19 protein-coding genes are annotated in these 24,085 nt (G+C 72.8%); 16 read left to right on the top strand and 3 right to left on the bottom strand.

Annotated elements, in window-relative coordinates; genetic code table 11:
* The first annotated feature begins 24 nt into the window (after positions 1 to 24).
* The 3 genes from IE248_RS32220 (at position 25) to IE248_RS32210 (ending at position 3,359) form a co-directional block, all read left to right on the top strand.
* On the top strand, positions 25 to 1,107 hold the full coding sequence (locus IE248_RS32220; RefSeq protein WP_073776689.1) for an alkene reductase: 1,083 nt from the start codon (positions 25 to 27) through the stop codon (positions 1,105 to 1,107).
* A gap of 27 nt (positions 1,108 to 1,134) precedes the next feature.
* Positions 1,135 to 2,196 (top strand): class I SAM-dependent methyltransferase, encoded by a 1,062-nt coding sequence (locus IE248_RS32215; protein WP_190032533.1) that lies wholly within the window; start codon positions 1,135 to 1,137, stop codon positions 2,194 to 2,196.
* 95 nt (positions 2,197 to 2,291) lie between these two features.
* Positions 2,292 to 3,359 (top strand): ParB/RepB/Spo0J family partition protein, encoded by a 1,068-nt coding sequence (locus IE248_RS32210; protein ID WP_047961253.1) that lies wholly within the window; start codon positions 2,292 to 2,294, stop codon positions 3,357 to 3,359.
* A gap of 97 nt (positions 3,360 to 3,456) precedes the next feature.
* On the opposite strand, the gene IE248_RS32205 is transcribed toward IE248_RS32210, so the two are convergent.
* The 3 genes from IE248_RS32205 to IE248_RS32195 all read right to left on the bottom strand — a co-directional run bounded on the left by IE248_RS32205 (position 3,457) and on the right by IE248_RS32195 (position 5,800).
* Positions 3,457 to 4,605 (bottom strand): FAD-dependent monooxygenase, encoded by a 1,149-nt coding sequence (locus IE248_RS32205; RefSeq protein WP_124291076.1) that lies wholly within the window; start codon positions 4,603 to 4,605, stop codon positions 3,457 to 3,459.
* A complete protein-coding gene (locus tag IE248_RS32200) occupies positions 4,602 to 5,243 on the bottom strand; it encodes a hypothetical protein (protein WP_073794878.1) in 642 nt (213 codons plus the stop codon). Before IE248_RS32200 ends, IE248_RS32205 begins: the two co-directional genes overlap by 4 nt.
* Positions 5,244 to 5,320: 77 nt before the next feature.
* The gene (locus IE248_RS32195) at positions 5,321 to 5,800 is read right to left on the bottom strand and encodes a carboxymuconolactone decarboxylase family protein (protein WP_008740937.1); all 480 of its coding nucleotides are present in this window, start codon (positions 5,798 to 5,800) and stop codon (positions 5,321 to 5,323) included.
* Between the two features lie 408 nt (positions 5,801 to 6,208).
* On the opposite strand from IE248_RS32195, the gene IE248_RS32190 reads away from it, so the two are divergent.
* The 13 genes from IE248_RS32190 (at position 6,209) to IE248_RS32130 (ending at position 24,079) form a co-directional block, all read left to right on the top strand.
* Positions 6,209 to 7,294 (top strand): AMP-binding protein, encoded by a 1,086-nt coding sequence (locus tag IE248_RS32190; protein WP_190032532.1) that lies wholly within the window; start codon positions 6,209 to 6,211, stop codon positions 7,292 to 7,294.
* Positions 7,294 to 8,700, top strand: a complete 1,407-nt coding sequence (locus IE248_RS32185) for an aldehyde dehydrogenase family protein (protein WP_190032531.1) — start codon at positions 7,294 to 7,296, stop codon at positions 8,698 to 8,700. The genes IE248_RS32190 and IE248_RS32185 overlap by 1 nt, the downstream gene beginning before the upstream one ends.
* Positions 8,701 to 8,762: 62 nt before the next feature.
* On the top strand, positions 8,763 to 10,127 hold the full coding sequence (locus IE248_RS32180) for a 3-deoxy-7-phosphoheptulonate synthase (protein ID WP_008740523.1): 1,365 nt from the start codon (positions 8,763 to 8,765) through the stop codon (positions 10,125 to 10,127).
* Positions 10,128 to 10,179: 52 nt separating this feature from the next.
* Entirely contained in the window at positions 10,180 to 12,294 is a 2,115-nt protein-coding gene (gene pabB / locus IE248_RS32175) for an aminodeoxychorismate synthase component I (RefSeq protein ID WP_037792401.1), read from the top strand.
* Positions 12,295 to 12,432: 138 nt separating this feature from the next.
* Positions 12,433 to 13,899 (top strand): AMP-binding protein, encoded by a 1,467-nt coding sequence (locus IE248_RS32170; RefSeq protein ID WP_308438200.1) that lies wholly within the window; start codon positions 12,433 to 12,435, stop codon positions 13,897 to 13,899.
* A 41-nt stretch (positions 13,900 to 13,940) separates the two neighbouring features.
* Positions 13,941 to 15,545, top strand: coding sequence for a class I adenylate-forming enzyme family protein (locus IE248_RS32165; RefSeq protein WP_037792363.1), 1,605 nt, complete (start codon positions 13,941 to 13,943; stop codon positions 15,543 to 15,545).
* Between the two features lie 56 nt (positions 15,546 to 15,601).
* On the top strand, positions 15,602 to 16,840 hold the full coding sequence (locus IE248_RS32160) for an FAD-dependent monooxygenase (RefSeq protein WP_008740533.1): 1,239 nt from the start codon (positions 15,602 to 15,604) through the stop codon (positions 16,838 to 16,840).
* Position 16,841: 1 nt separating this feature from the next.
* Positions 16,842 to 17,681: an aminotransferase class IV gene (locus tag IE248_RS32155; protein WP_079195908.1), complete on the top strand. Its 840-nt coding sequence runs from the start codon at positions 16,842 to 16,844 to the stop codon at positions 17,679 to 17,681.
* Positions 17,678 to 19,201, top strand: a complete 1,524-nt coding sequence (locus tag IE248_RS32150) for an FAD-binding oxidoreductase (protein WP_008740535.1) — start codon at positions 17,678 to 17,680, stop codon at positions 19,199 to 19,201. The genes IE248_RS32155 and IE248_RS32150 overlap by 4 nt, the downstream gene beginning before the upstream one ends.
* A gap of 203 nt (positions 19,202 to 19,404) precedes the next feature.
* Entirely contained in the window at positions 19,405 to 20,220 is an 816-nt protein-coding gene (locus tag IE248_RS32145) for a thioesterase family protein (protein ID WP_268254113.1), read from the top strand.
* Between the two features lie 120 nt (positions 20,221 to 20,340).
* A complete protein-coding gene (locus IE248_RS32140; protein ID WP_229895684.1) occupies positions 20,341 to 22,131 on the top strand; it encodes a fatty acyl-AMP ligase in 1,791 nt (596 codons plus the stop codon).
* Positions 22,131 to 23,093 (top strand): acyl-CoA desaturase, encoded by a 963-nt coding sequence (locus tag IE248_RS32135; RefSeq protein ID WP_008740539.1) that lies wholly within the window; start codon positions 22,131 to 22,133, stop codon positions 23,091 to 23,093. Before IE248_RS32140 ends, IE248_RS32135 begins: the two co-directional genes overlap by 1 nt.
* A complete protein-coding gene (locus tag IE248_RS32130) occupies positions 23,093 to 24,079 on the top strand; it encodes an acyl-CoA desaturase (RefSeq protein ID WP_073776704.1) in 987 nt (328 codons plus the stop codon). Before IE248_RS32135 ends, IE248_RS32130 begins: the two co-directional genes overlap by 1 nt.
* Positions 24,080 to 24,085 lie beyond the last annotated feature (6 nt).

The raw sequence follows: 24,085 nt of genomic DNA, 5'->3' as shown, positions 1-24,085 counted from the left end.
CCCGCCCCACCCTCCGGAGACCCCATGCCTTCCCTGTTCGACCCCCTCACCGCGGGCGCGCTGACGCTCCCCCACCGCGTGGTCATGGCGCCCATGACGCGCAACCGCGCCGACGCCGCGGGTGTCCCCGGCGCCCTGATGGCCGAGTACTACGCCCAGCGCGCCTCCGCCGGGCTGATCATCACCGAAGGCGTGCGCGTCAGCGCCGCCGGGCACGGGCCGGTCGGCCAGCCCGGACTGCACACCGCCGAGCAGATCGCGGGCTGGAAGCGGGTGACCGAGGCCGTGCACGCGGCCGGCGGGCGGATCGTGGCGCAGCTGTCCCACCACGGCCGGATCGCCCACCCCGACCTGCTCCCGGCCGGGGTCCGCCCGCTGGCGCCCTCCGCCGTGACCGCGCTCAGCGACGCCCGCACGGCGCCCGGGGTGCTGGTGGACACGGTGGAGCCGCGCGAGATGACCCCCGCCGACATCGCCGCGACCGTCCGGGACTTCGCCGCCGCCGCCACCGCCGCGATCGGGGCGGGCTTCGACGGGGTCGAGCTCCAGGGCGCCAACGGCTACCTGCTCCACCAGTTCCTCTCCGACAACTCCAACCTGCGCGAGGACTCCTACGGCGGTGACGCCGCCGGCCGCGTCCGCTTCGTCTCCGAGGTCGTCGCCGCGGTCGCCGCCGCCGTCGGGGCCGGCCGTACGGGCCTGCGCCTCTCGCCCGCCAGCGGCTACAACGACACCGTCGAGAAGGACCCCGCGACCACGTACGGCCTGCTCGCGGACGCCCTCAACGCCCAGGCGATCGCCTACCTGCACATCGTCGAGGGCCCGGACCCGGAGCTGCCGGCGCTGCTGCGCGAGCGCTGGGCGGGCGCCGTCATCACCAATCCGTTCACCGGCGACGACCCCACCGACCCGGCCACCGCCGCCGCCCGGCTCGACGCGGACCTCGCCGACGCCGTGAGCTTCGCGCGGTACTTCTCCGCCAACCCCGACCTGCCCGAGCGGATCCGCAGCGGCGCCCCGCTCACCGAGCCCGACCCGGACACCTTCCACGACGGAGCGGCCGCGGGTTACACCGACCTCGCCGCCCACCGCCCCGCGAACGTCTGACGCCGCCGCACCCAAGGGAGTACGCACATGACCGAGCAGAACGACCAGTACGCGGTGATCGGCGACCGTTACTCGGACTTCAAGGACACGGCCCCGCTGGCCGGTCCCGAAGCTCACAACGTCCTCAAGCACCTCGGCGACCTGACCGGCGCCCGGGTCCTCGACCTCGCCTGCGGGCACGGCCACTACACCCGCCTGATCAAGTCCGCGGGCGCGGCCGAGGTCGTCGGCGTGGACCTCTCGCCCGTCATGGTCGAGCTGGCCCGCGAGACGGAGCAGAAGGACCCCCAGGGCATCACCTACCACGCGGCCGACGCCGTGAACCTTCCCCGGCTGGGCGAGTTCGACCTGGTCAGCGCGGTCTGGCTGCTCAACTACGCCACCACGAAGGACGAGCTGACCTCGATGCTGCGCGGCATCCACGACAACCTGGTGCCCGGCGGCACCTTCGTCGCGCTCACCGTGTGGCCCGAGTTCGACCCGTTCGGCCCCGAGTGGGACGCCTACGGCCTGCGGGTGGTTTCCGAGACGCCCGCCGAGGACCGGGGCGTGCTCGTCACCGACCTCATCGGCACCGAGACCTCCACCATCACCACCTCGCGCTGGTCGTACGAGGCCTTCGCCGAGTGCCTGGCCGCCGCCGGCTTCGCCACCTACTCCTGGCACGTGCCGGAGGTGCCCGCCGAGTCGGTCGAGCGCTTCGGCGACGCCTTCTGGGACAACTACCGGGCCAACCCGATCCCCGGCCTGCTCATCGGCACCCGCACCGCGACCCCGGGCGGCACCCCGGCCGAACTGCGCGCCGTCGTCGAGGGCCTGGACGCCGACCTGTCGGCGGGGGACTGGGCGCCGACCGAGCTGGAGCGGGTGCTCGCCGCGAAGCTGCTCACCGGTGTCCCGGAGGGCGGCCTGCCCACCGTCGACGCGGTGCGCGCCGTGTTCTGGGAGGGATCGGAGGCCTTCCTGCGCGAGAACGGCGGCCGGCCGGCCCTCCTCCTCGGGGCGCTGCTGCCGGTGCTCGAAGCCGGCGGCGAGGAAGCCTCGGCCGCGGCCGGAGCAGCGGTCACGCTGCTGCGCCGCTTCAGCTGACACGACCCCGCCGGGGGTGGGCAACCGTGCGAAGCGCACGGTTGCCCACCCCCGGCGGGCTGTTACCACCGCACCACTCGGAAAGGGCGCAGGCGATGACCACTGCCAGGGCGGGGAGCCCCGTCAACCACGAGAGCCCGGAGCCGTCGCGCCCGCAGCGGCTCACCTCGGTGCACCTGGTGCCCATCTCCGCGCTCCAGCCCGCCGATTCCCCGCGCGCCCTCACCGAGCACGCGGAGCACCTGCGGGCCCTGGCCGTCTCGGAGAACCGGCTGCCGCCGATCGTCGTGCACCGGCCCTCGATGCGGGTCGTCGACGGGATGCACCGCCTCAGGGCCGCGCTGCTGCGCGGCCGTACGGAGATCGAGGTCCAGTTCCTCGACGGCAGCGCGGAGGACGCCTTCGTGTACTCCGTGCAGTCCAACACCCGGCACGGGCTGCCGCTGACCCTGTCCGAGCGGACGGCCGCGGCGGTACGGATCCTCCAGACGCACGGCCACTGGGCGGACCGGGCCATCGCCTCGGTCGCGGGGCTGTCCGCGCACACGGTGGCCGCGCTGCGGCGCGGCGTACCCGGCGCGGTGCAGGCGCCCGCCGAGGGCCGGCTCGGCCGCGACGGGAAGGTCCGGCCGCTGAGCACCGCGCAGGGCCGGCGGGAGGCGCAGCGGCTGCTGGCCGACCCGGCCCGGGTCTCGCTGCGGGAGATCGCCAAGCGGACGGGGCTGTCCCCGGCCACCGTCCGGGACGTGCGCCAGCGGATGCAGCGCGGCGAGGACCCGGTGCCGGAGCGCCAGCGGGTCGGAGAGCGCAAGCAGCGCCAGCAGCGTCAGCAGCAGCACCAGAAGCAGCAGGAACAGCAGCAGCAACTGCAACAGCAGCGGCCCGCCGCGCCGAAGCGGGGCCACGTGCGCCTCGTACCGCCGCCGGAGCGGGAACTGACGGTGGCCTACCAGAAGCTGTGCCAGGACCCCACGCTGCGGCACAGTGAGACGGGGCGGACGCTGCTGCGGCTGCTGAGCGCCCTGACCCTGCCGGCCGGCGACTGGCGCACCATGGCCGAGGGGGTGCCCGCGCACCGCGCCGAGACGGTGGCGGAGCTCGCGACGGAGTACGCCCGCTTCTGGCGGGAGTTCGCCGACCTGGCGCGCGCGAACGCGATCTGAGCCGCGAGCGGCAGAGCACGGCAAGCCCGACGGCCCCGTATCCGATGAACCGGATACGGGGCCGTTCGCCGTGCGGAGGAGCTCGCCGGGCGGGCTCTCAGTAGGTCAGTTTGCGGATGCGGGGCCCGTACGGCGCCGCGTCCAGCCAGTGGCCGGCCTTCGGCCACAGCGGCGAGAGCGCGGCGGCGGCCCACTGCCGGCCGCGCTGCGCCGGCCGGACGGCGAGCAGGTGGTCCAGGGCGGCCCCGGCGGCGCGGATGTTGCCCTCGGCGGCCTCCTGCCGGGCGCGGGCGTAGTCCGCGACGGTGCCCTCCCGTACGGCGGTGGCCGCGGCCACGGCGTCGCTGATCCCGGAGTTCATGCCGCGCGCACCGAACGGCGGCAGCAGATGGGCCGCCTCGCCCGCCAGCAGGACCCGGCCGCTCGCGTCGGCGAAGCGGTCGGCGAGGCGCTGCTGGAAGCGGTACACCGACGACCAGGTGATCTCGGGGTCGGGTACCTGCGGCAGCACCCGCGGCAGCCACCGGGGCGCGTTCGCGACCAGGCGGGCGGCGTCGTCGCCGGGCCGGCACTGGACGTCCACGCGCCAGCCGCCCCGGAAGGGGACCAGCAGCACGTTGCGCCCGGCGACCCCGGGATGGCGGTAGTGGAAGATCCGCTCGGCGGGGGCCCGTACGGGACCGTCGGCGACGTCGATGACGACGAACTCGGTCTCGGAGGTGCTGCCCCGCAGGGCGATGCCCACCCGCTCGCGCACCGTCGACCGGGAGCCGTCGGCGGCGATGACGTGGCCGGCCTCGTACACGCCGCCGGAGCGGGTGCGTAGCCGCACCCCGGCCGCGCCGCTGTCCACGTCGGCGACGGGATCGCCCCACACGGAGCGGATGCCCGCCTCGTCACAGGCGCGGCGCAGCACGTCCTCGACGACGGTCTGCGGAAGGCTGCTGAAGGGCGCGGTGGCCGCGGTGGTCGGGTAGGTGCGCAGGTGCACCTGACGGCCGGCCCACAGGGTGCGCTTGGTGTCCCACACCAGGCCCTGGCCGGAGATCTCCGCGCTCAGGCCCGGGCGGATCCGCTCCAGGCGGTCGAGGGTGGCGCGGTGGATGAAGATGGCGCGGCTGCCGGGCCGCCGGGCGGTGCGCGCCCCGGCCTCCAGCAGGACCGGCTCCAGGCCGAGGGAGTGGGCGGCGAGCGCGGCGGCGAGGCCGACCGGCCCGGCGCCGACCACGGCGACCGAGTCGCTCATGAGGCCCGCCCGAGGGCCGTGGTGACGGCGGGGACCGCTCGTACGGCGCTCACCGGCGCCGCCGTGCCCGTCCCCGTGCCCGTCCCGCGCCGCCAGGGCGGGGCGACGGCGGGGTTGAAGGTCTCCGCGACGTACAGCGGGGCCTCGTCGTCCAGGTGCAGCAGGTAGCCGCGGGACACGGCGGGCACGGTGCGCCCGGTGCCCTGCCAGGTGGTGAGGCCGGCGCTCAGCAGGGTCCGCCGCTGCGGGATGCCGCGCAGGTTGACGGACCGGCCGAGGGCCACGGAGTGGTGGGTGACGACTTGGGTGACCTCGTCGGACCGGGGGAGCAGGCCGATCACCAGGTTCCGGGAGACGGCCGTCCCCTCGGGGGACACGAGTTCGGTGCGCCGGACCAGGCAGGGGGTCTGCGGGGTGACGCCGAGCATGTCGAGCAGGCGGCCGTCGCGGAGGTGAAGGGGCGCCAGCGTCTGCTCCACGACGCGCAGTCCGAGCCGGCAGCGGCCGCGGCGCTCCAGGAGCTCGGTGGTCGAGCCCTCGTTGAGCAGCAGGCGGCGGGTGAAGGGATCGGTGAAGTCCTGCGCGCGGATGCCGGGCCGGGGCAGCGGGCTGACCGGGGTTCTGTGGGTGCCAGGCATGGGGGAGTTTTCTGGGTCGGGACACGGAGCCGCCGCGACCGCCTCGCGGAGGGGCGGGCGGACGCGGCGGAGGCGGGTCAGGCAGAGGGCTTGTAGTTGCCCGGGGTGAGACGGGGGGTGATGGCGACGCGGTTGTAGCTGTTGATCACGACGATGATCCACAGCAGGGCGGCCAGCTGCTCCTCGCCGAAGACCTTCACGGTGCGCTCGTAGACGTCGTCCGGGACGTGACCGGTGTGGACGAGGGTCACCGACTCGGTGAACTCCAGCGCGGCGCGCTCGCGCTCGGTGAAGAAGGGGGCCTCCTCCCAGGCGTTCAGGGCGTAGAGGCGCTGCTCGGCCTCACCGGCGGACCGGGCGTCGATGGTGTGCATGTCGATGCAGAAGGCGCAGCCGTTGATCTGGGAGGCACGGATGCGCACCAGCTCGACCAGGGGGCCTTCCAGGCCCGCGTCGGTGGCGGCCTGGGCGGCCGTGGTGGCGAGACGGTGCATGGCGGAGTACGTGCGCGCCGAGTGGGTGTTGAGGTCGAGGCGCTCGCTGTTACGGGTGGTCATGGGCAGTGACGATAGGAGCCGGCCCGGGCCATGACCAGTGAGCAGCCCAGCAGTTGAACAGGAACGGAGTGCGAACGGCCGTGTTTGCGGCCGCGTCGCACGCCACCGCGTACGTGGGACCCGTACGAGACCGTGTCACGTTGCGCATCGCGCTTGACAGCCAAGGTGTCTCGCGGAAAAGGTAAATGGCGAACAGGGCAGCGGGACCCAAGGAGGTCCGCGCATCCCGGGCCACCCCGATCGGCGGTCCCCTGTGCTGCCCGGCCCCGGCCGCGCGGCCGTCGCTGCACACGCACTCCCGCACTCCCGCACCTCCGCACTCCCGCTCCTCAATCCGGCGCCGGGGCGTGCCCAGAACCTGAACATCCGGTGCCCGGTGGCACTGCCCGAAGAAACGGTTGGATCTACATGACTGAGCTGGTAAACGACGTGCTGGGAGCCGACGACCCGAACGCCGTCTCGAAGCACCTGCGCGAGATGATGCGCTGGCACTTCGACCCCGCGACGGGATCCCCGTTCTGGCTGCGCAAGGCACCGGGCCTCGGCTTCGACCCGCTCACCGACATCGTCGAGATCGCGGACCTGCGCCGCTTCCCGGACGTCAGCGGTGAACTGCGTACCGTACCCGTCGAGGACCTGGTTCCGGAGGGAAGCGCCGGCAACAGCTTCGACGTCTTCGAGTCCGGCGGCACCGTCGGCGCCCCCAAGCGCGTCGTCGACAGCGAATCGCGCGGCCAGAACGTGGAGTGGGTCAGCGAGGTCCTCACCGACCACGGCTTCCCCTCCCAGGGGCACTGGCTGCACGTCGGCCCCACCGGCCCGCACGTCGTCGGCCGCACCGTGCGCCACCTCGCGCAGCTGCGCGGCTCCATGTGCTTCACCCTCGACTTCGACCCGCGCTGGGTCAAGCGGCTCATCGGCTCGGGCCGCCCGGAGCTCGCCGCGGAGTACCGCGAGTACCTGCTCGACCAGATCGAGCTCGTGGTCAACTCCCAGAACATCAAGGTCCTGTTCATCACCCCGCCGGTGCTGGAGGCGGTCTGCGCCCGCCCCGCCCTCTACGACGCGCTCGGCGCCTCCCTCGAAGGCATCCTGTGGGCCGGCACCAGCATCAGCCCCGAGTCCCTGCACCAGATCGAGGAAACGTTCTTCCCGCGGGCCCGGGTCGCCGCCATCTACGGCAACACCCTGATGGGCATCGCCCCGCAGCGGGTCCGCGAGGCCGGCGACAGCCACCCCGCCGTCTTCCGCCCGTACTTCCCGCAGTCGATCGTCGAACTCCTGCACCCCGAGACCGGCGAGCCCGTCGAGTACGGCGAGCGCGGCCAGGTCCTGGTGCACCAGCTCAGCAAGGACATGTTCCTGCCCAACGTGCTGGAGCGCGACACCGCGATCCGCGTCCGCCCCGCCAAGGGCGACCACATCGACGGCCTCGCCGACATCGGCCCGCTCACCACCAAGGACGCCCCGGCCGTGATCGAGGGTGTCTACTGATGGCCGCCCCCCACGGCGCGAACGCCCACGACAGCGGCGCGTTACCCGCGATCAACCCCGTCATCGGTGGCAAGGACGTCGAGAGCCGCGACCGCTCCGAGCTCACCGCCCTCGACGGCACCCCGCTCGTCTCCGTCGGCCTGGCCCCCCGGCTGCTCGCCCAGGCCGCCCTCAACCGGCTGCGAGGCGGCGCCGACGCCCCCGCCCCGCCCGCCGAGCTGTTCGCGGCCGCCGGAGAACTCTTCGCGACGGCCGAACTGAACGGGGAGAGCCCCGAGGAGTACCGCCGCCGGGTCGTCCTCGCCACCGGCACCCCGGGCGCCGCCATCACCCGGGCGATCGAGGGCATCCACACCCAGCTCGGCATCATCGAGCGCATCAACGGCGCCGAGACCCCCGCCCCGTACGAGACCCGCGGCTACCGCACCGTCATGGTCCCCCGGGGCCGGATCCTCGCCGCGATCGTCCCCAACAACCACCCCGAGCCGAACGTCACCTGGGTCCGCGCCCTGGCGATGGGCGCCCGCGTCGTGGTGCGCCCCGGCAGCAAGGACCCCTTCACCCCACGCCGGCTCGTCGCCGCGCTGCTCGCCGCCGGACTCGACCCGGACACCGTGGCCTTCCTGCCCGGCGGCCACGACGTCGGCGAACACCTGCTCCAGCAGGCCGACCTGGGCCTGGTCTACGGCGGCCCGGACGCCGCCGCCCGGTTCGCGCACCGCGGCGACGTCCTGGTCCGCGGCCCCGGCCGCAGCAAGGTGCTCGTCGGCCCCGGAGCCGAGACCGACAAGGAACTGCTCGACGACCTCGTCCAGTGGATCTCCGAGGACGGCGGCGTCCGCTGCAACAACATCTCGCTGGTGCTCACCAGCGGGCCGGTCGCCGCCCTCGCCGACGCGCTCGCCGAACGCCTCGCGGACCTGCCCGTACGCCCCGTGCTCGACGAGCTCGCCACCCTGCCGGCCACCAGCCCCGCCAATGGCGAGGCCCTGGCCGGCCATCTCACCGGCCTGACCGCCGGGGCGCGCGACCACAGCACCCACCGCTACGGCGGCTCCGTCCTCGCCGACCCGGGCGACGGCACCACGGTGCTGCGGCCGCTGGTCGTCTCCGTGGACCGCGCCGACCACGCGCTGGCCGGCACCGAACTGGGCTTCCCCTTCATCGTGGTGGCCCCCTGGCAGCCCTCCGACGGCACCCGCCCGCTGCGCGAGTCCCTGGTGGTGAGCCTGCCCGGCGACCACGCCGGACTCGCCGGGGCGGTCCTGCGCGAACCCTCCGTACGCAAGGTGGTCACCGGCCGGGTCAAGCCCTGGGCCGGTGTCCCCGAGACCCCCCACGACGGCAGCCTCGCCCAGTTCCTCTTGGAGCCCAAGGGGCTGGTCACCGCCGAATTCGAAGGCTGACAGGCCGCCCATCCATGGTCCTCAATGCCCCCTTGCCGCCACACCGACGGAAGAGATGAGCAGTGACCTTCGCCGATTACCTGCCGGCCGTACCGGTGCCCGCCGGGCTGCCGCTCCCCACGACCGAGTGGCGCAACCTGCCGGCCGACCAGCAGCCCACGTGGCCCGACCCCTCCAAGGCCGCCCACGTCCAGGACCAGCTGGCCCTGGCCCCCGCCCTCACCGCGGCCGCCGACGTGCGCCGGCTGGGCTCCGCCCTGACGCACGTCGCGGCCGGCCGGGCCTTCCTGCTCCAGGCGGGCGACTGTGCCGAACCCGTCGGCGCCGCCGGTCTCGCCGCGGTCCGCGGCAAGCACCGCGTCATCGGGGAGATGGCCGAGATCATCAGCGGCGCCGGCGACCTGCCGACCGTCACCGTCGGCCGGATCGCCGGCCAGTACGCCAAGCCGCGCTCCAAGCCCGAGGAGACCGTCGGCGACCAGGTCCTGCCGGTCTACCGGGGCGACATGGTCAACGAGTCCGCCCCCGAGGCGGCCGCGCGGATCCCCGACCCGTACCGGATGCTCACCGCCTACGGCACCGCCCGTGCCGTCCTCAACGAGCTGCACCTGATGGCCCACGAATCCGCCTCCGCGATCCACCCGTGGGACGCGCGGGGCGGCGAGGGCCGCCAGATCCTGCCCACCCGCACCTGGGACGGCAGCCTGCGGTCCGTGCTCAAGGAGTACGGCCAGACCAGCAAGCTGGGCGGCACCTGGCGCCGTACCGGCCTGTGGACCAGCCACGAGGCACTCGTACTGGACTACGAACAGTCCCTGGTCCGGCGCGACTCCCACACCGGGGAGCACTACCTGCTCTCCACCCACCTGCCCTGGATCGGCGAGCGCACCCGGCGCCTGGACGGCGCCCACGTCGCCTTCCTCGCCCAGGTCGCCAACCCGGTGGCCTGCAAGGTCGGCCCGGGCACCAGCCCCGAGGCCCTCGTCGAACTCTGCGCCCGCCTGGACCGGCACCGCCGGCCCGGCCGCCTCACCCTGATCGGACGCTTCGGCGCCGGCCGGGTCCGCGAGGTCCTGCCCGGCCTGGTCAAGGCCGTCCGCGCGGCGGGCCACGACGTGGCCTGGGTCTGCGACCCGATGCACGGCAACACCATCACCACCCCCGGCGGGCTCAAGGCCCGGCGGATGGGCGACATCCACGACGAGATCACCGGCTTCTTCGAGGTGCTGTTCGGCGCGGACCAGTGGCCGGGCGGCGTGCACCTGGAGATCGCCGGCGACCGCGTGACCGAGTGCCTCGGCGCCGGCGGCCCCAAGGACGAGGCGGGCCTGCGGCGCGCTTACCGCACCCTGTGCGACCCGCGCCTCAACGACGACCAGGCACTGCTCACCGCTCGGACCGTCTCCGAGCTCATTTCCCGAGGCTGACCGGATCACCGCCGTGCTGCCGTTCGCCCGCGACTCCCGAGAAAGCCGCGTGATGAGAACCCTGTTGATCGACAACTACGACTCGTACACCTACAACCTGTTCCAGCTGATAGCCGAGGTCAACGGAGTCGAACCGGTCGTCGTGACCAACGACGACCCCGCCGCCGCCGGCATCGACCTGGCCGCCTTCGACAACGTCGTGATCTCCCCCGGACCCGGCCACCCGGCCCGGCCCCGCGACTTCGGCGTCTCCGCGCACATCCTGGAGACCTCCCCCGTGCCCGTGCTCGGCGTGTGCCTGGGCCACCAGGGCATCGGCCAGGGCGAGGGCGCCGAGATCGTGCCCGCCCCCGAGCCGCGGCACGGCTTCCTCAGCCCCATCACCCATGACGAGCGCGACATCTTCGCCGGTCTGCCGCAGGGCTTCACCGCCGTGCGCTACCACTCGCTGAGCGTCGCCGAGCCCCTCCCGGACTCCCTTGAGGCCACCGCCTGGTCGGAGGACGGGGTCATCATGGGCCTGCGCCACCGCACCCGCCCGGTCTGGGGCGTCCAGTTCCACCCCGAGTCCGTCTCCACCGAGCACGGCCGCGGCATGATGGCGAACTTCCGGGACCTCACCCAGGCCCACTGGAACGCCCACCCCCGCCCCACCGCCCCCGAGCGGGAGACCGCCGGGGCCGCCAAGGCCGTCGGCGCGAAGGCGCCGGTGCAGGCCACCACCGAGGAGCCGGCCGCCGGCTACCGGGTCCACCTGCGCACCATCGAGACGGCCATCGACACCGAGGCCGCCTTCACCCACCTGTACGCGGGCTCCGGCGCCCCGGCCTTCTGGCTGGACAGCGCCCACGTCGAGCCCGGCCGCTCCCGGTTCTCCTACCTGGGCGACTCCACCGGCCCGCTCGCCGAGACCGTCACCTACCACCTGACCGACGGGGAGGTGGAGGTCGTCCGTACCGGCCGGCTGCCGCAGCGCGTCCCCGGCTCGGTCTTCGACTACCTCCAGGCGCAGTTGCGCCGGCGCCGCCTCGACGTGCCCGACCTGCCCTTCGACTTCACGGGCGGCTACGTCGGCTACTTCGGCTACGAGCTCAAGGGCGACCTCGGCTCGGTGAACAAGCACGTCTCGCCGACCCCCGACGCCGTCTGGATCTTCGCCGACCGGGTCATCGTCGTCGACCACCAGGAGGGCGCCACCTACCTGCTGGCCCTCAGCGACACCGAGCCGGGCACCGAGTCCGCCGCCCTGCGGTGGCTCGACACGACCGCCGCGACCCTCCTCTCGCTCCGCCCGGCGCAGCCCGTCGAGGCCGGCGAGGGCGTGGACCCCGAGCCCTGGCTCACCCACGGCCGCGAGGAGTACCGGGCCCGGATCGACGAGATCCAGCGCAACCTGCGCTCCGGCGAGAGCTACGAGGTCTGCCTCACCACCTCCGCCTGGCTGCCCGCCGAGGGCGAGGGCTACGACTACTACCGGGCGCTGCGCAGGTCCAACCCCGCGCCGTACGCCGCGTACCTGCGCCTGGGTGACCTGGAGATCGCCAGCTCCTCCCCGGAGCGGTTCCTCTCCATCGACCGGTCCGGGGTCGTGGAGACCAAGCCCATCAAGGGCACCGTCCCGCGCAGCGCCGACCCGGTGGAGGACGAGGCCCTGCGCGCCTCGCTCGCCGCCAGCCCCAAGACCCGCGCCGAGAACCTGATGATCGTGGACCTGCTCCGCAACGACCTCGGGCGCGTCTGCGAGGTCGGAACCGTCCACGTGCCGCGGCTAATGGTCACCGAGTCCTACACCACGGTGCACCAGCTGGTGTCGACCATCCGCGGCAAGATCCGTACCGGAACCGACGCCGTCGACGTGGTGCGGGCCTGCTTCCCCGGCGGCTCGATGACCGGAGCCCCCAAGCTCCGCACGATGGAGATCATCGACGAGCTGGAGAACGAGGCCCGCGGGGTCTACTCCGGATCGATCGGGCTGCTCTCCACCAACGGCACCGCGGACCTGAACATCGTCATCCGCACCGCCGTGAAGGTCGGCGACCAGTGGCGGGTGGGCGCCGGCGGCGCGATCATCCTCGACTCGGACGCCGACGAGGAGTTCGACGAGATGGTCCTCAAGGCCTCCGCCCCGCTGCGCGCGATCCGCGTCAAGAAGCCGCTCGCTGCCTGACCGGCCGCCCGGCCCCGCCGCCCGGCCGGTCACCCCCGCGGGCCGGGCGGCGGCCCCCCACACCACCACCCCCCCCACACCACACCCCACACCCCACGTTCCGCCACGAGTCGACCACAGGAGTCACACGCTATGAACATGGCCGCAGCTCTCGGAGAGGAAGCGCTCCGGAGCGGGTGGACGGACCGGATCGCCTATTACGAGGGAGACCGGACCGTCACGCACGGAGAGGTGCACAGCCTCGCCGCCCGCGCCGCCTCCGTACTCGCCGGGCACGGCGTCGGCCAGGGAAGCAGCGTTCTGATCACCCTGCCCGACGGCATCGCCTGGGTCGTCGCCTTCCTCGCCTCGGCCCGCCTCGGCGCGGTGGCGGTGCTCGCCAACCCCGGACTCACCGCCGACCGCCACGCCTACGTCGCCAAGGACAGCGAAGCCGTTCTGGTCGTCTCCGAGGCCGGCCTCGCCGAACGGTTCCCGGGCCTGGCGCACCTGACGGGCGCCCAGCTCGTCGAGCGCGCCGCCGAGGAGGACCCGGCCCCCGCGGCCCGGCTCGGCCCCGACCACCCGCTCTACATCCAGTACACCTCCGGCACGACCGGCCTGCCCAAGGGCGTCGTCCACCGCCACGAGGACATGGAGATCTACTACAGCGGCGCCGGCAAGCAGGTCATCGGCTTCGGCCGGGACGACATCGCCCTGTCGGTCTCCAAGCTGTTCTTCGCCTACGGGCTGGGCAACGCCCTGGCGTTCCCGCTCTGGTCGGGCGGCGCCGCCGTCCTGGAACCCGGACCCCCCAGGCCCGCCAGGATCGCCGAGCTCGTCGCCCGGCACCGGGTCACCTACCTCTACGCCGTGCCCTCCGCGTACGCCAACATCCTCGCGGAGACCGACCCCGCGGACTTCGCCACCGTACGGGCGGCCGTCTCCGCCGGGGAACGGCTCACCGACGAACTGCGCGAGCGCGCCGCCGCCTTCCTCGGGGCCCCGCTCTACGACCAGCTGGGCTCCACCGAGGCGGGCCACGCCATCGCCACCAACGGCGACTTCTTCCACGAGCCCGGCACCGTCGGCCGGCCCGTCCCCGGCTTCGAGGCCGAGGTCCGCGACCGCGACGGCACACCCGTACCGGACGGGGTCGCCGGCGAACTGTGGGTCCGCGGGCCCACGGTCACCCGCGGCTACCTCGGGCTCCCCGAGGAAACCGCCCGCACCCTCGTCGAGGGCTGGCTCAACACCCGTGACCGGGTGGTGCGGGGCGAGGACGGCACCCTCACGCACAGCGGCCGCACCGACGACCTCGAAATGGTCGGCGGCATCACCTTCTCGCCCCTGGAGATCGAGCAGGTACTGGCCCGCCACCCGGCCGTCCGCGACATCGCGGTCGCGTGCGTCCCCAACGACCGGGGCGCCTCCAAACTGCGCGCCTTCGTCGTCCTGCGGCCGGACGCCCACGACACGGCGGAGCTGGAGCCCGAACTCGTCGGGCTGGCCCGCGCGGTCCTGGAGCCGTACAAGGTGCCGCGCGCCGTGCAGGTCGTCGAGAGCCTGCCGCGCACCGCAACCGGAAAACTTCAGCGCTTCCTCATCCGGCAAGGCAGCTGGTGAACCTCCCCACCCCCTCCACCCACCAAGAAAGCAGCAGGTCCATGTTCTCTCTCCCGAAGTTCGCCAACCCGCTGCCCGAGCAGGCCTTCTACCTGGGCCAGTTGTGGGAGAAGGCCGCCGCCAAGTTCCCGGGCACCCCGGTCACCCTCGACCAGCCCCTCGCGACCTTCCCCGATCTCGGCACGAACTTCTCCTACGCCTCCCTGGCCGACGTGGTCGACGACCTCGCGGCCCGCCTGTGGGCGATAGGCATCCGGCCGACCGAGCGCGTCGCCGTCCACAAGGACGACAACTTCGACATCCACCTGCTGGCCTGCGCCGTGGCCCGCGTCGGCGCCGTCCCCGTGATGGTGTCCTCCGCGCTGCCCGGCGAGATCGTGGCCCAGCTGCTGGCCCGCCTCGACCAGCCCTGGCTGATCTCCGACGCCACGAAGCTGACCGGCCCGCTGGACGGCGTGGCCGTCAAGGAGCTGACGCACGAGACCGTACTGGCCGGCACCGCCGAGTTCGGCGGCCTGCGCCGGATCGCGGACTTCACGGACGTCTCCAGGCGCCCCGCCGTCCAGCTGCACGCGACGCAGCCCGCGCTCATCACGCACACCTCGGGCACCACGGGCGTCTCCAAGCTGATGGTCCACAACGCGCGCGGCCTGTTCCACCGCCTGCTGCCGCAGCAGATGATCGCCTGGCCGATCCGCAAGAAGGAGACCGTCGCGCTGTGCATGTCCTTCGTGCACTCGCGCTTCTTCCACTCCCTCGGCGTGTTCCTCAACTACGGCAACCCGATGGTCATCCTGAACGACCCGGACCCGGACAAGATCGCCCCGATCTTCGTGCGCCACCGCCCGGGCCTGGTCGAGACCCACCCGAACAACTTCATCCAGTGGGAGGACCTGGCCGACGCCCCCGGCGCCCCGCTGTCCAGCGTCCGCTACTACAGCAGCACCTTCGACGCCATCCACCCGCGCACCATCCAGCGCCTGCTCAAGGCCTCCACGCGGCCCCGCCCGCTGCTGGTCCAGCTGTACGGGCAGAGCGAGACCGGCCCGATCTCCGGCGCCTGGTACACCGAGAAGAGCGCCGAGAAGAACGACGGCCGCGACGTCGGCTACGTCCTGCCCGGCTTCATCAAGCTGCGGGTTGTCGACGAGTCCGGCCACCCGGTGGCCAAGGGCAAGCCCGGACACCTCGAACTGCGCGGCCGCAGCACGATCATGACGTACCTCGGCGAGCACAACCGCTACCTGAAGAACATCAACGAGGGCTGGTGGCGGCTCGGCGACATGGGCTACCTCGGCCGCTTCGGCAAGCTCCACCTGATCGACCGCGAGATCGACCAGATCGAGGCGATCGACAGCAGCCTCGAAGTCGAGGACGTCCTGATGTCGCGCCTGGAGGAGCTGCTGGAGGCGATCATCGTCATCGGCCCCGAGGGCGAGCCCGTCCCCGTCATCTGCACCCGCCGCGACGCCCCCCTCGACCCCGAGCGCTGGGCCCGCGCCACCGCCGACCTGCCGGCCCTGGCCGCCCCCCTGCACTGGCCGTTCAACGAGGTGCCGCGCACCTCGACCTGGAAGGTCCGCCGGGTGGAGATCACCAAGATGCTCCGCGAGAACACCGCGCCCACCGTCGGCACGGCCGGCTGATCCGCCCGGAACTGCGGACCCGAACCCCGAAGAGCGGAAGAGCGGAAGAGCTGTCAATGTCCCAGAACCCCAACGGGCCCGGACCGATCCCGGCCCTGGTCGTCGGCGCCGGCCCGGTCGGGCTCACCGCGGCCCTCGCCCTGCGCAGCCACGGCCTGCCGGTCACCGTCCTGGAAGCCGAACCGGAGGACCGGGTGCGCCCCGGCAGCCGGGCCCTGTTCGTCCACCGGGAATCGCTGAACCTGCTCGGCAGGATCAGCCCGGGGCTGGACCGCACCCTGGTGAACAACGGAGTCGTGTGGCCCACCCGGCGCACCATCTACCGCGACAAGGAGGTCTTCGCGCGCAGCTACCCGCCGCAGCCGCCGCGCGCCGACTTCATCCCGCCCTTCACCAGCCTGCGCCAGATCGAGACCGAGCGGCACCTGCTGGCCGCCTGCCTCGACGCCGGCGTCACCTTCCGATGGGGCGCGGCCGTCACCGGCGTGGAGACCTACCAGGACAGCGCCCGCCTCTACACCGAGGACGGCACCGTCTGGGAGGCCGAGTACGTGATCGGCGCGGACGGCGCCCGCTCCCAGGTCCGCCGCTCGCAGGGGATCGACATGGTGGGCGAGCGCTCCGAGGCCTTCCACGTCGTCGTCGACATCGAGGAGGACCCCGAGGACCCGATGCCGCTGGAGCGGGTGTTCGTCTACGAGCACCCCGCGCTCGGCGGGCGCAGCGTGATGCGGGTGCCGTTCGCCGGCGGCTTCCAGCTCGACCTCCAGTGCAAGGACGGCGACGACCCCGCCGAGTGGGCCGACGAGGAGGCCGCACGCCGCTGGGTGACCAAGGTCGTCGGCCAGAAGTACGCCGACCGGCTGCTGTGGGTCTCGCGCTACAAGTTCCTGCACGTCGTCGCGGACTCCTTTACGGACCCGCGGCACCGGGTCCTGCTGGTCGGCGAGGCCTCCCACCTCTTCCCGCCCTTCGGCGCCCGCGGCATGAACAGCGGCATCGCCGACTCGGCGGCGGCCGCCGACGCGGTGGCCAAGGCCCTGGCCAACCCGGCCGACCGGGTCAGCTCCATCGCCGCGTTCAACTCCGAGCGCAAGCAGGCCGCGCAGTTCAACAGCGAGGCCGCCCGCACCGCGCTGGCCCACCTGCGCCCCAAGAGCGAGTTCACCCGGTTCAAGCAGGCGCTCGGCGCCGCGCTCTCGCCGGTGGTGCCCTCCCTGGGCGAGTGGCTGGAGCGCGCCCCGTACGGACCGCGAACGGGAGCGCCGACCAACAGCAGCAAGGGGAAGTACTGACATGACGGACGCAGCCGCCGAAGGCCGGCTCCTGTGGGACAGCGTCACGGGTTTCGCCCCCGCCCCCGACCGGCAGGACGGCCTCCTCGCGGCCGACTCCTGGCTGGTGGAGGACGGACGGGTCCGCGGCATCGAGCACCATGTGAGCCGGTTCTCCGGTGCCTGCGTCCAACTCGGGCTGAGCCCGGCCACCCTGGAGCGGTTCTGGCAGGGCGCCCTCGCCGAACTGCCCCGGACCGGGTCCTGGTTCCCCCGTACCGAACTGCGCGAGGACGCGAGCCTCGCGCTGTGGATCCGGCGGGCGCCCCGGCTGCTCGGCGGCGTCCGGATCCTCACCTGGCCGCACGCGGACCCCCGCGCGCAGCCCCGCCGCAAAGGACCCGACCTCGGGGTGCTCGCCGAGATCAAGGCGATGGCCCAGGCGGCCGGCGCGGACGACGCCCTGTTCACCACCCGGGACGGCCTGGCCACGGAATCCACCACGGCCAGCCTCCTGTGGTGGGAGGGGTACGAACTGTGCCTGCCGGACACCGACGACCACCTGCTGCCCGGGGTCACCCGGGCCCTGCTGGTCCGTCAGGCCCTGGAGAGCGGCGTCGTCGTACGCCGTTCCAGGGCCACCCCGCAGGACCTGTACGACCGAGAGGTCTGGCTGGTCAACGCGCTGCACGGCATCCGTCCCGTCACCGAGTGGGTGGGGACCGGACGGGAGGCGGGCCCGGCCGGGCGCGCCCCGCGCTGGCAGCGCCTCCTGAGGGCCCGGGCCCGGGCCCTCGCCGACCGGCCCACGAGCCAACTGCCATGGCATGCCATACGTACTACAGAAGGATCTTCCTCATGATCAACCGTAGGACTCTGCTCGCGGCCGGCGCCGGCATCACCGCCACCGCCGCCACGGTCGGCATGGCGAGCGCCAGCCCGCGCCGCCGCCGTGCCACGGGTGCCTGGGAACGCCTCGGTGCCTCGCTCACCGGCGACCTCGTACTGCCGGGCGACGCCCAGTACGAGCGCGCCCGCCAGCTGGCCAACGCGCAGTTCGACAACATCTACCCCCAGGCGGTCGTCTACGCCGAGACCCCCGGCGACGTCCGCACCGCGATGCGCTTCGCCCAGGACCAGGGCATCCACACCGCCGTGCGCAGCGGCGGCCACAACTACGGCGGCTGGTCCACCACCGAGGGCCTGGTCATCAACCTCACCCGGATCAAGCACGTCCGCGCGGGCGCGGACACCGTAAGCGTGGGCCCCGGTGTCCAGGCCGTCGACGTCGTGCCCCAGCTGAGCCCGCACGGCATCACCGTCCCGGCCGGTTTCTGCCCGACGGTCAGCCCCGGCGGCTTCATCACCGGCGGCGGCACCGGCTGGCAGTACCGCAAGTACGGCCCCGCCTCCGACCGCCTGGTCTCGGCGCAGGTGGTGCTGGCCGACGGCCGGATCGTCACCGCCTCCAAGGACAACCACCCCGACCTGCTGTGGGCGCTGCGCGGTGGCGGCGGCGGCAACTTCGGCGTGGTCACCGACTTCCGGGTGGCCCCCACCAAGATCACCCGGGTCGGCCACTACACCCTGACCTGGACCTGGGCCAACGCGCAGCGCGCCGTCTCCGGTTACCTCGACTGGTCCGCCCAGGCGTCGGCCGACCTCGCCTGCGGCGGGCTGATCCGGCTGCCCAACGCGGCGCCGGGCAACCTCCCGACGATCATCGTCTCGGGCGTGCACTTCGGCTCGATGGAGCAGCTGGAGGCCGAACTGGCCCTGCTGACCTCGCTGGTCGGCACCGCCCCGGCCACCCGCGTGGTCCAGGAGCTGTCGTACGACAAGGCGATGATGCGGGTCTTCGGCTGTGAGGACAAGACGGCCGACGCCTGCCACATCACCGGCAGCAACCCCGAGGCCGCGCTGCCGCGCCAGGCCTGGGTCAAGAACCGCGGCCGCATGTTCAACCGCGTCATGCCGCAGACGGGCGTGGACCAGCTCCTGACCGCCTTCGACGCGGACCGGCGGGCCGGGCAGACCCGCATCGTGAGCCTGCTCGGGCTCGGCAAGAACGCCAACAAGCCGGCGGTCGACTCCACGGCCTGGCTGCACCGCGACGCGCTCTACAGCGCGACGGCGACCGTCAGCCTGGCCTCCTCCACGCCGGCCGCCGAGGACGAGGCCGCCGCGTCGGGCTGGCTGAACGGCCTGTTCAACGCGTTCGACCCGTACTCCAACGGGCACTCGTACGTGAACTTCCCCGACACGGAACTCACCAACTACGCGGACGCGTACTACGGCTCCAACCTGGCGCGGCTGAGCCGGGTCAAGAACAAGTACGACGTCTACGGGTTCTTCACCTTCCCGCAGGCGGTCCCGGCGTAGTCGCCCGGTGCGCCCCCGCGGCGCGGAGCGGCCCGGCCGCGCCGCGGGGAGCACCCCTCGCCAAACGAACGTCAGGGCAGCGCGGACGTCCTGGAAAGCAGAATTCGCTATTCCGGCGCGTCTCTTTGTCATGCAATTTTCCGGCCCGCTCGGGAATTAATTCCCCTTGCATGTGCGGCTGGCAAACTCATAGGGTTGGGCACATGCAGGAAAATGCGAGCGAAGAGATTCCCGGCGCGATTTCTCCGGGGCGGTTTCTGCGGAATTGGCACGGCGGCCCGATCGCCGTCCCGCAGCACCTCAAGGGCTTCGGCGGGCTGCACGGCGGGCTGGCGCTCGCCCTGCTGACCGCGGCCATGCAGGAGAAGGCGCCGGGGGCCGAACTCGTCAGCGTCACAGGGCGGTTCGGCCGTACGATCGACGCTCCGCTGCGGATCACCACCGAGCTGACGCACGCCGGCCGCTCCAGCACGATCGTGTCCGGGCGGGCCGAGTCGGACCGCGGTCCGCTGCTCGATTCCTGGGCGGTGTTCGCCCCGTCCGGCGGCGATGTCTCCTGGCCGGAGGTGTCAATTCCGATCCCCGAGGTGCCGGGTCCCGAGGAATGCGAGCCATTCGCGATCCCAAAGGAATTCGTACCGATCACCACGAGCATGGAGATCCGCCCGGTCGGGTCGTCGCGGCCCTACGCCGGAGGCGAGGAGGCCGAGCTGGTGGCCTGGGTCCGCCTCGTGGAGGACGACAGCCCGCCCGACGTCCTGCGCATCGTCTTCCTGATGGACGCGCTGGCTCCCTCCTACGCCGCGGTGCTCTCGACGCTGGCGCTGGTGCCGACCGTGGAGCTCACGGTCCGGCCCGGGGCGGGGCTCGCCAAGGCCTCCTCGCCCTGGCTGCTGCTGAGGGCCACGACCCGCCACGCCGCCACCTCCGGCTGGTCGGTGGAATGGATCGACGCCTGGGACGCCGCCGGCGCCCACCTGGGCTCCGCCCAGCAGCTCCGCATGGTCCGCACCGGCTGACCACCCCCGGCCCGCCACCCGGCCCGCGCCCGGATCGCGGCAAGGGCCCCCGCACGGGGGTCGCACGGAAGGGCCCCGCACGGGCCGATCGACCAGACCGAGCAGAAAGGCCGCTCTCTGATGGCACCATCCCCCATCCCCCTCGACGGATCCTCGCTCCCGGAGATCCTCAGGGCCCGGGCGCAGGAGCAACCGGAAGCCCTCGCCTTCCGGTTCCTGCCGGACGGCACGACGGACCACCCGGTGGACTGGACCTACCGGGACCTGGACCTGCGTTCGCGCACGGTGGCCCGTGAACTCACCCGGCGCGGCCTGGAGGGCAGCCGGGTGGTCCTGGCGCTCGACCCCGGACTCGACTACGTGGCCGGCCTGTTCGGCATCCTGCGCGCCGGCTGCACCGCCGTCCCCTCCTTCCCGCCCTTCGGCCGCCGCGCCACCGAGCGGTTCCTCGGCATCGTGCTGGACTGCGAGCCGCAGGCCGTGCTCACCGACGGCCGCTTCGGCCCGCACGTGGAGGCCTTCGAGGCCCAGTACCCCGAGGGCACCGGGAAGGTCCAGTGGATCTTCCCGGACGAGGCGCTGTTCCAGGAGGACGACGACACCGAGGTGCCCGTACGGCTCGCGGAGCCGGCGCTGCTCCAGTACAGCTCCGGGTCGACGGGCGAGCCCAAGGGCATCGTGCTGACCCACGAGAACCTGGTCAGCAACTGCCGGGTGCTGGAGGCCCACACCGGCATGGAGCCCGACCGGGTCGGCTGCTCGTGGCTGCCGCCGTACCACGACATGGGCCTGATGGGCACGATCATGCTCGCCGTCCACGGCGGCTGGCCGCTGGTCATGATGTCGCCGGTGCACTTCGTACAGGACCCCTACCGCTGGCTGCAGGCGCTGACCGAGTACAAGGTCACGATCACCGTCGGCCCGAACTTCGCCTTCGACCTGGCGGTCACCTCCGTCCCCGACGAGGCCCTGGACACCCTCGACCTCTCCTCGCTGCGCCAGGTGTTCTGCGGCAGCGAGCCCGTGTCCGCCGCGACGCTGGAGCGCTTCCGCGAGCGGTTCGCGCCCCGGGGCTACGACCCGGCGTCGATCATCCCCTGCTACGGCCTGGCCGAGGCGACCCTGTTCGTCACCGGCAAGCCCGCCTCCGGCGGCCAGATCCGGCGCGAGCGCCTCGACAAGGCGGCGCTCGCCACCGGCACGGCGCTGCGGGCCCCGGCCGGCGCCGACGCGGCCGACACCGTCGAGGCCGTCAGCTGCGGAGTCGTCGCGGTGGGCCACCGGGTCCGGGTGGTCGACCCGCACACCGAGGCCGAGGTACCGGACGGCCGCGTCGGCGAGGTGTGGGTGACCGGCCCCAACGTGGCCACCGGCTACTGGCGCAGGCCGGAGCTCAGCGCCGCCTCCTTCGGGGTCCGTCCCGCCGGCTCGGACCCGGCGGAGCCCTCCTACCTGCGCACCGGCGACCTGGGCTTCGTACTCGACGGGGAGCTGTTCGTCACCGGACGGCTCAAGGACGTCATCGTCGTCAGCGGCCGCAACCTCTACCCGCAGGACATCGAGGTCTCGGTGGAGCGCTGCGCCGGCGAACTGCGCCGCTCCGCGGTGTTCTCGGTGCCCGGCGACGGGATCGAGGGGGCCTCCGGGTCGGAGGACGAGCAGGTGATCGTCGTCGCCGAGTACCGCGGCACCTCCTCGGAGTTCGCCTCCGTGGAGAAGGCACTGCGCGCCGAGGTGACGGCGGCGGTCACCGCCGACCACGGCGTGCGCCCGGCGGCGCTGCACTTCGGGCCGCCCGGCACGGTGCTGATGACCACGAGCGGGAAGGTCCGCCGCAAGGCGACCCGCGCGGCGTACCTGGACGGGTCGCTGAAGACCTTCAAGGCCCTGGCCGGCAGCGGAGCGGTGTGATGAGCGACCGCGACAGCGCCATGCGCACCGTCAGACGCCCCTCCGAGTCCGGCGCCGGCGAGGCCGTGCCGGGCGAGGGCGAGATCGACGTCGCGGCCCGCCGGCTGGCGTACGTCACCGTGGGGGTACCCACCCTCGGTGTGGTCGCCGCGGTGGTCTTCGCGATGAACTTCGGCTTCTCCTGGGTCGACTTCGGCCTCCTCGCCGGGATGTACGTGATCACCTCGCTCGGCGTCGAGGGCGGCTTCCACCGCTTCTTCTCGCACCACTCCTTCGCCGCGAAGCCGGTGATGACCTCGCTGTGGGGCATCGCGGGCAGCATGGCCGCGCAGGGACCGATTCTGTTCTGGGTGGCCACGCACCGCCAGCACCACGCCTTCACCGACCGCGACGGGGACCCCCACTCCCCGCGGCCGCTGGGCACCGGCCGGTACGCCCGGATCCGGGGCCTGTGGCACGGCCACGTGGGCTGGCTGTTCCGGGTGCGCCGCCAGAACTGGGCCAAGCGCGTCCCCGACCTGGTGCGCAACCGCCTGGTGATGCGCCTGAACCAGCACTACTTCACCTGGGTCCTGCTGGGCCTCGCGCTGCCCGCGCTGCTGGGCTGGGCGCTGACGGGCACCGCCCGGGGAGCCGTCGGCGGCTTCCTGTGGGGCGGCCTGGTCCGGATCTTCCTCCTCGACCACGTGACCTGGTCCGTCAACTCCATCGGCCACACGCTGGGCAACCGGCCGTACACCACGCGGGACGGCAGCCGCAACGTGCCCTCGCTGGTGCCCATCTCGGTCGGCGGGGCCTGGCACAACAACCACCACGCCCGGCCGTCGCTCGCGCACAACCGGCACGGGTTCTGGCAGTTCGACCCGACCGGGACCGTCATCCGCGCCATGGACGCGCTGGGGCTGGTGTCCGAGGTCCGGTATCCGGACCGCAAGCAGTTAAGCAGAAAGGGAGTCACCTGATGGCCACGGCCAACCCCGCGGCGGTCGCCCACCCCGGCATCGTCCGGCTCGATCCGATCAGCCTGCGGACCAAGCGGCTGTCCGCGCTGAGCACCATGACCCTCCCGCTGATCGGCACCGCGGCGGCGACCTGGTTCCTGTTCACCGGGAACTTCACGGCGACGGACATCTGGCTGTTCGCCGGCATGTACTTCGTCCACATGTTCGGCATCACGGTGGGCTTCCACCGCTACCTGGCCCACAAGGCCTTCAAGAGCGGCCCCGTGTTCGAGGCGATCATGATGATCACCGCCTCGATGGGCGCCCAGGGCCCCGTCATGTGGTGGGTCACCACCCACCGCCGCCACCACCGCTTCAGCGACCAGGAGGGCGACCCGCACTCCCCGAACCTGCACGGGCGGACCTTCAAGCAGCGCATGCACGGCCTGTGGTACGCCCACATGCCCTGGATGCTCAGCGACGAGAACTCCAAGTGGTCGGTCTTCGCGCCGGACGTCCTGCGCGACCGCCGGCTCATGTACTTCCACCGCACCTACTTCACCTGGGTCGCCAGCGGCGTCATCCTTCCCGGCCTGATCGGCCTCGCGGTCGAGCAGACCTGGATGTCCTTCGTCACCGGTGTCGCCTTCGGCGGGCTGGCCCGCATCTTCCTCGCCAACCAGGCCGCCTGGATGGTCGGTTCGGTCTGCCACGCCATCGGCGGCCGGCCCTTCGAGAACGAGGACAAGAGCGCCAACAACTGGCCCGTCGCCCTGCTCACCTTCGGTGAGGGGCTGCAGAACAACCACCACGCCTTCCCCGGTTCCTACCGGCACGGCGTGACCTGGCGGGAGCCGGACCTCAGCGGATGGATCATCGCGGGTCTCGGCAAGATCGGCGTCGTGCGGGAGCTGCGCGAGCCGACCAAGGAACAGATCCAGAAGAAGCGGGACCAGGCTGCCGCCATGGCCGGCGCCGGTCGTTCCGCCACCACGAGAACGGAGTAGCCGAGC

The organism is Streptomyces goshikiensis, from assembly GCF_014650555.1.
Classification (GTDB): domain Bacteria; phylum Actinomycetota; class Actinomycetes; order Streptomycetales; family Streptomycetaceae; genus Streptomyces; species Streptomyces goshikiensis.
Note: the sequence above shows the minus strand (reverse complement) of the source record. Positions and strands in the feature narration are given on the sequence as shown.

Bases quoted from the DNA above. Each gene is read 5' to 3' on its own strand.
- IE248_RS32220 (WP_073776689.1), top strand. From the start codon at position 25: ATGCCTTCCCTGTTCGACCCCCTCACCGCGGGCGCGCTGACGCTCCCC.
- IE248_RS32215 (WP_190032533.1), top strand. From the start codon at position 1,135: ATGACCGAGCAGAACGACCAGTACGCGGTGATCGGCGACCGTTACTCG.
- IE248_RS32210 (WP_047961253.1), top strand. From the start codon at position 2,292: ATGACCACTGCCAGGGCGGGGAGCCCCGTCAACCACGAGAGCCCGGAG.
- IE248_RS32205 (WP_124291076.1), bottom strand. From the start codon at position 4,605: ATGAGCGACTCGGTCGCCGTGGTCGGCGCCGGGCCGGTCGGCCTCGCC.
- IE248_RS32200 (WP_073794878.1), bottom strand. From the start codon at position 5,243: ATGCCTGGCACCCACAGAACCCCGGTCAGCCCGCTGCCCCGGCCCGGC.
- IE248_RS32195 (WP_008740937.1), bottom strand. From the start codon at position 5,800: ATGACCACCCGTAACAGCGAGCGCCTCGACCTCAACACCCACTCGGCG.
- IE248_RS32190 (WP_190032532.1), top strand. From the start codon at position 6,209: ATGACTGAGCTGGTAAACGACGTGCTGGGAGCCGACGACCCGAACGCC.
- IE248_RS32185 (WP_190032531.1), top strand. From the start codon at position 7,294: ATGGCCGCCCCCCACGGCGCGAACGCCCACGACAGCGGCGCGTTACCC.
- pabB (WP_037792401.1), top strand. From the start codon at position 10,180: ATGAGAACCCTGTTGATCGACAACTACGACTCGTACACCTACAACCTG.
- IE248_RS32170 (WP_308438200.1), top strand. From the start codon at position 12,433: ATGGCCGCAGCTCTCGGAGAGGAAGCGCTCCGGAGCGGGTGGACGGAC.
- IE248_RS32165 (WP_037792363.1), top strand. From the start codon at position 13,941: ATGTTCTCTCTCCCGAAGTTCGCCAACCCGCTGCCCGAGCAGGCCTTC.
- IE248_RS32160 (WP_008740533.1), top strand. From the start codon at position 15,602: ATGTCCCAGAACCCCAACGGGCCCGGACCGATCCCGGCCCTGGTCGTC.
- IE248_RS32155 (WP_079195908.1), top strand. From the start codon at position 16,842: ATGACGGACGCAGCCGCCGAAGGCCGGCTCCTGTGGGACAGCGTCACG.
- IE248_RS32150 (WP_008740535.1), top strand. From the start codon at position 17,678: ATGATCAACCGTAGGACTCTGCTCGCGGCCGGCGCCGGCATCACCGCC.
- IE248_RS32145 (WP_268254113.1), top strand. From the start codon at position 19,405: ATGCAGGAAAATGCGAGCGAAGAGATTCCCGGCGCGATTTCTCCGGGG.
- IE248_RS32140 (WP_229895684.1), top strand. From the start codon at position 20,341: ATGGCACCATCCCCCATCCCCCTCGACGGATCCTCGCTCCCGGAGATC.
- IE248_RS32135 (WP_008740539.1), top strand. From the start codon at position 22,131: ATGAGCGACCGCGACAGCGCCATGCGCACCGTCAGACGCCCCTCCGAG.
- IE248_RS32130 (WP_073776704.1), top strand. From the start codon at position 23,093: ATGGCCACGGCCAACCCCGCGGCGGTCGCCCACCCCGGCATCGTCCGG.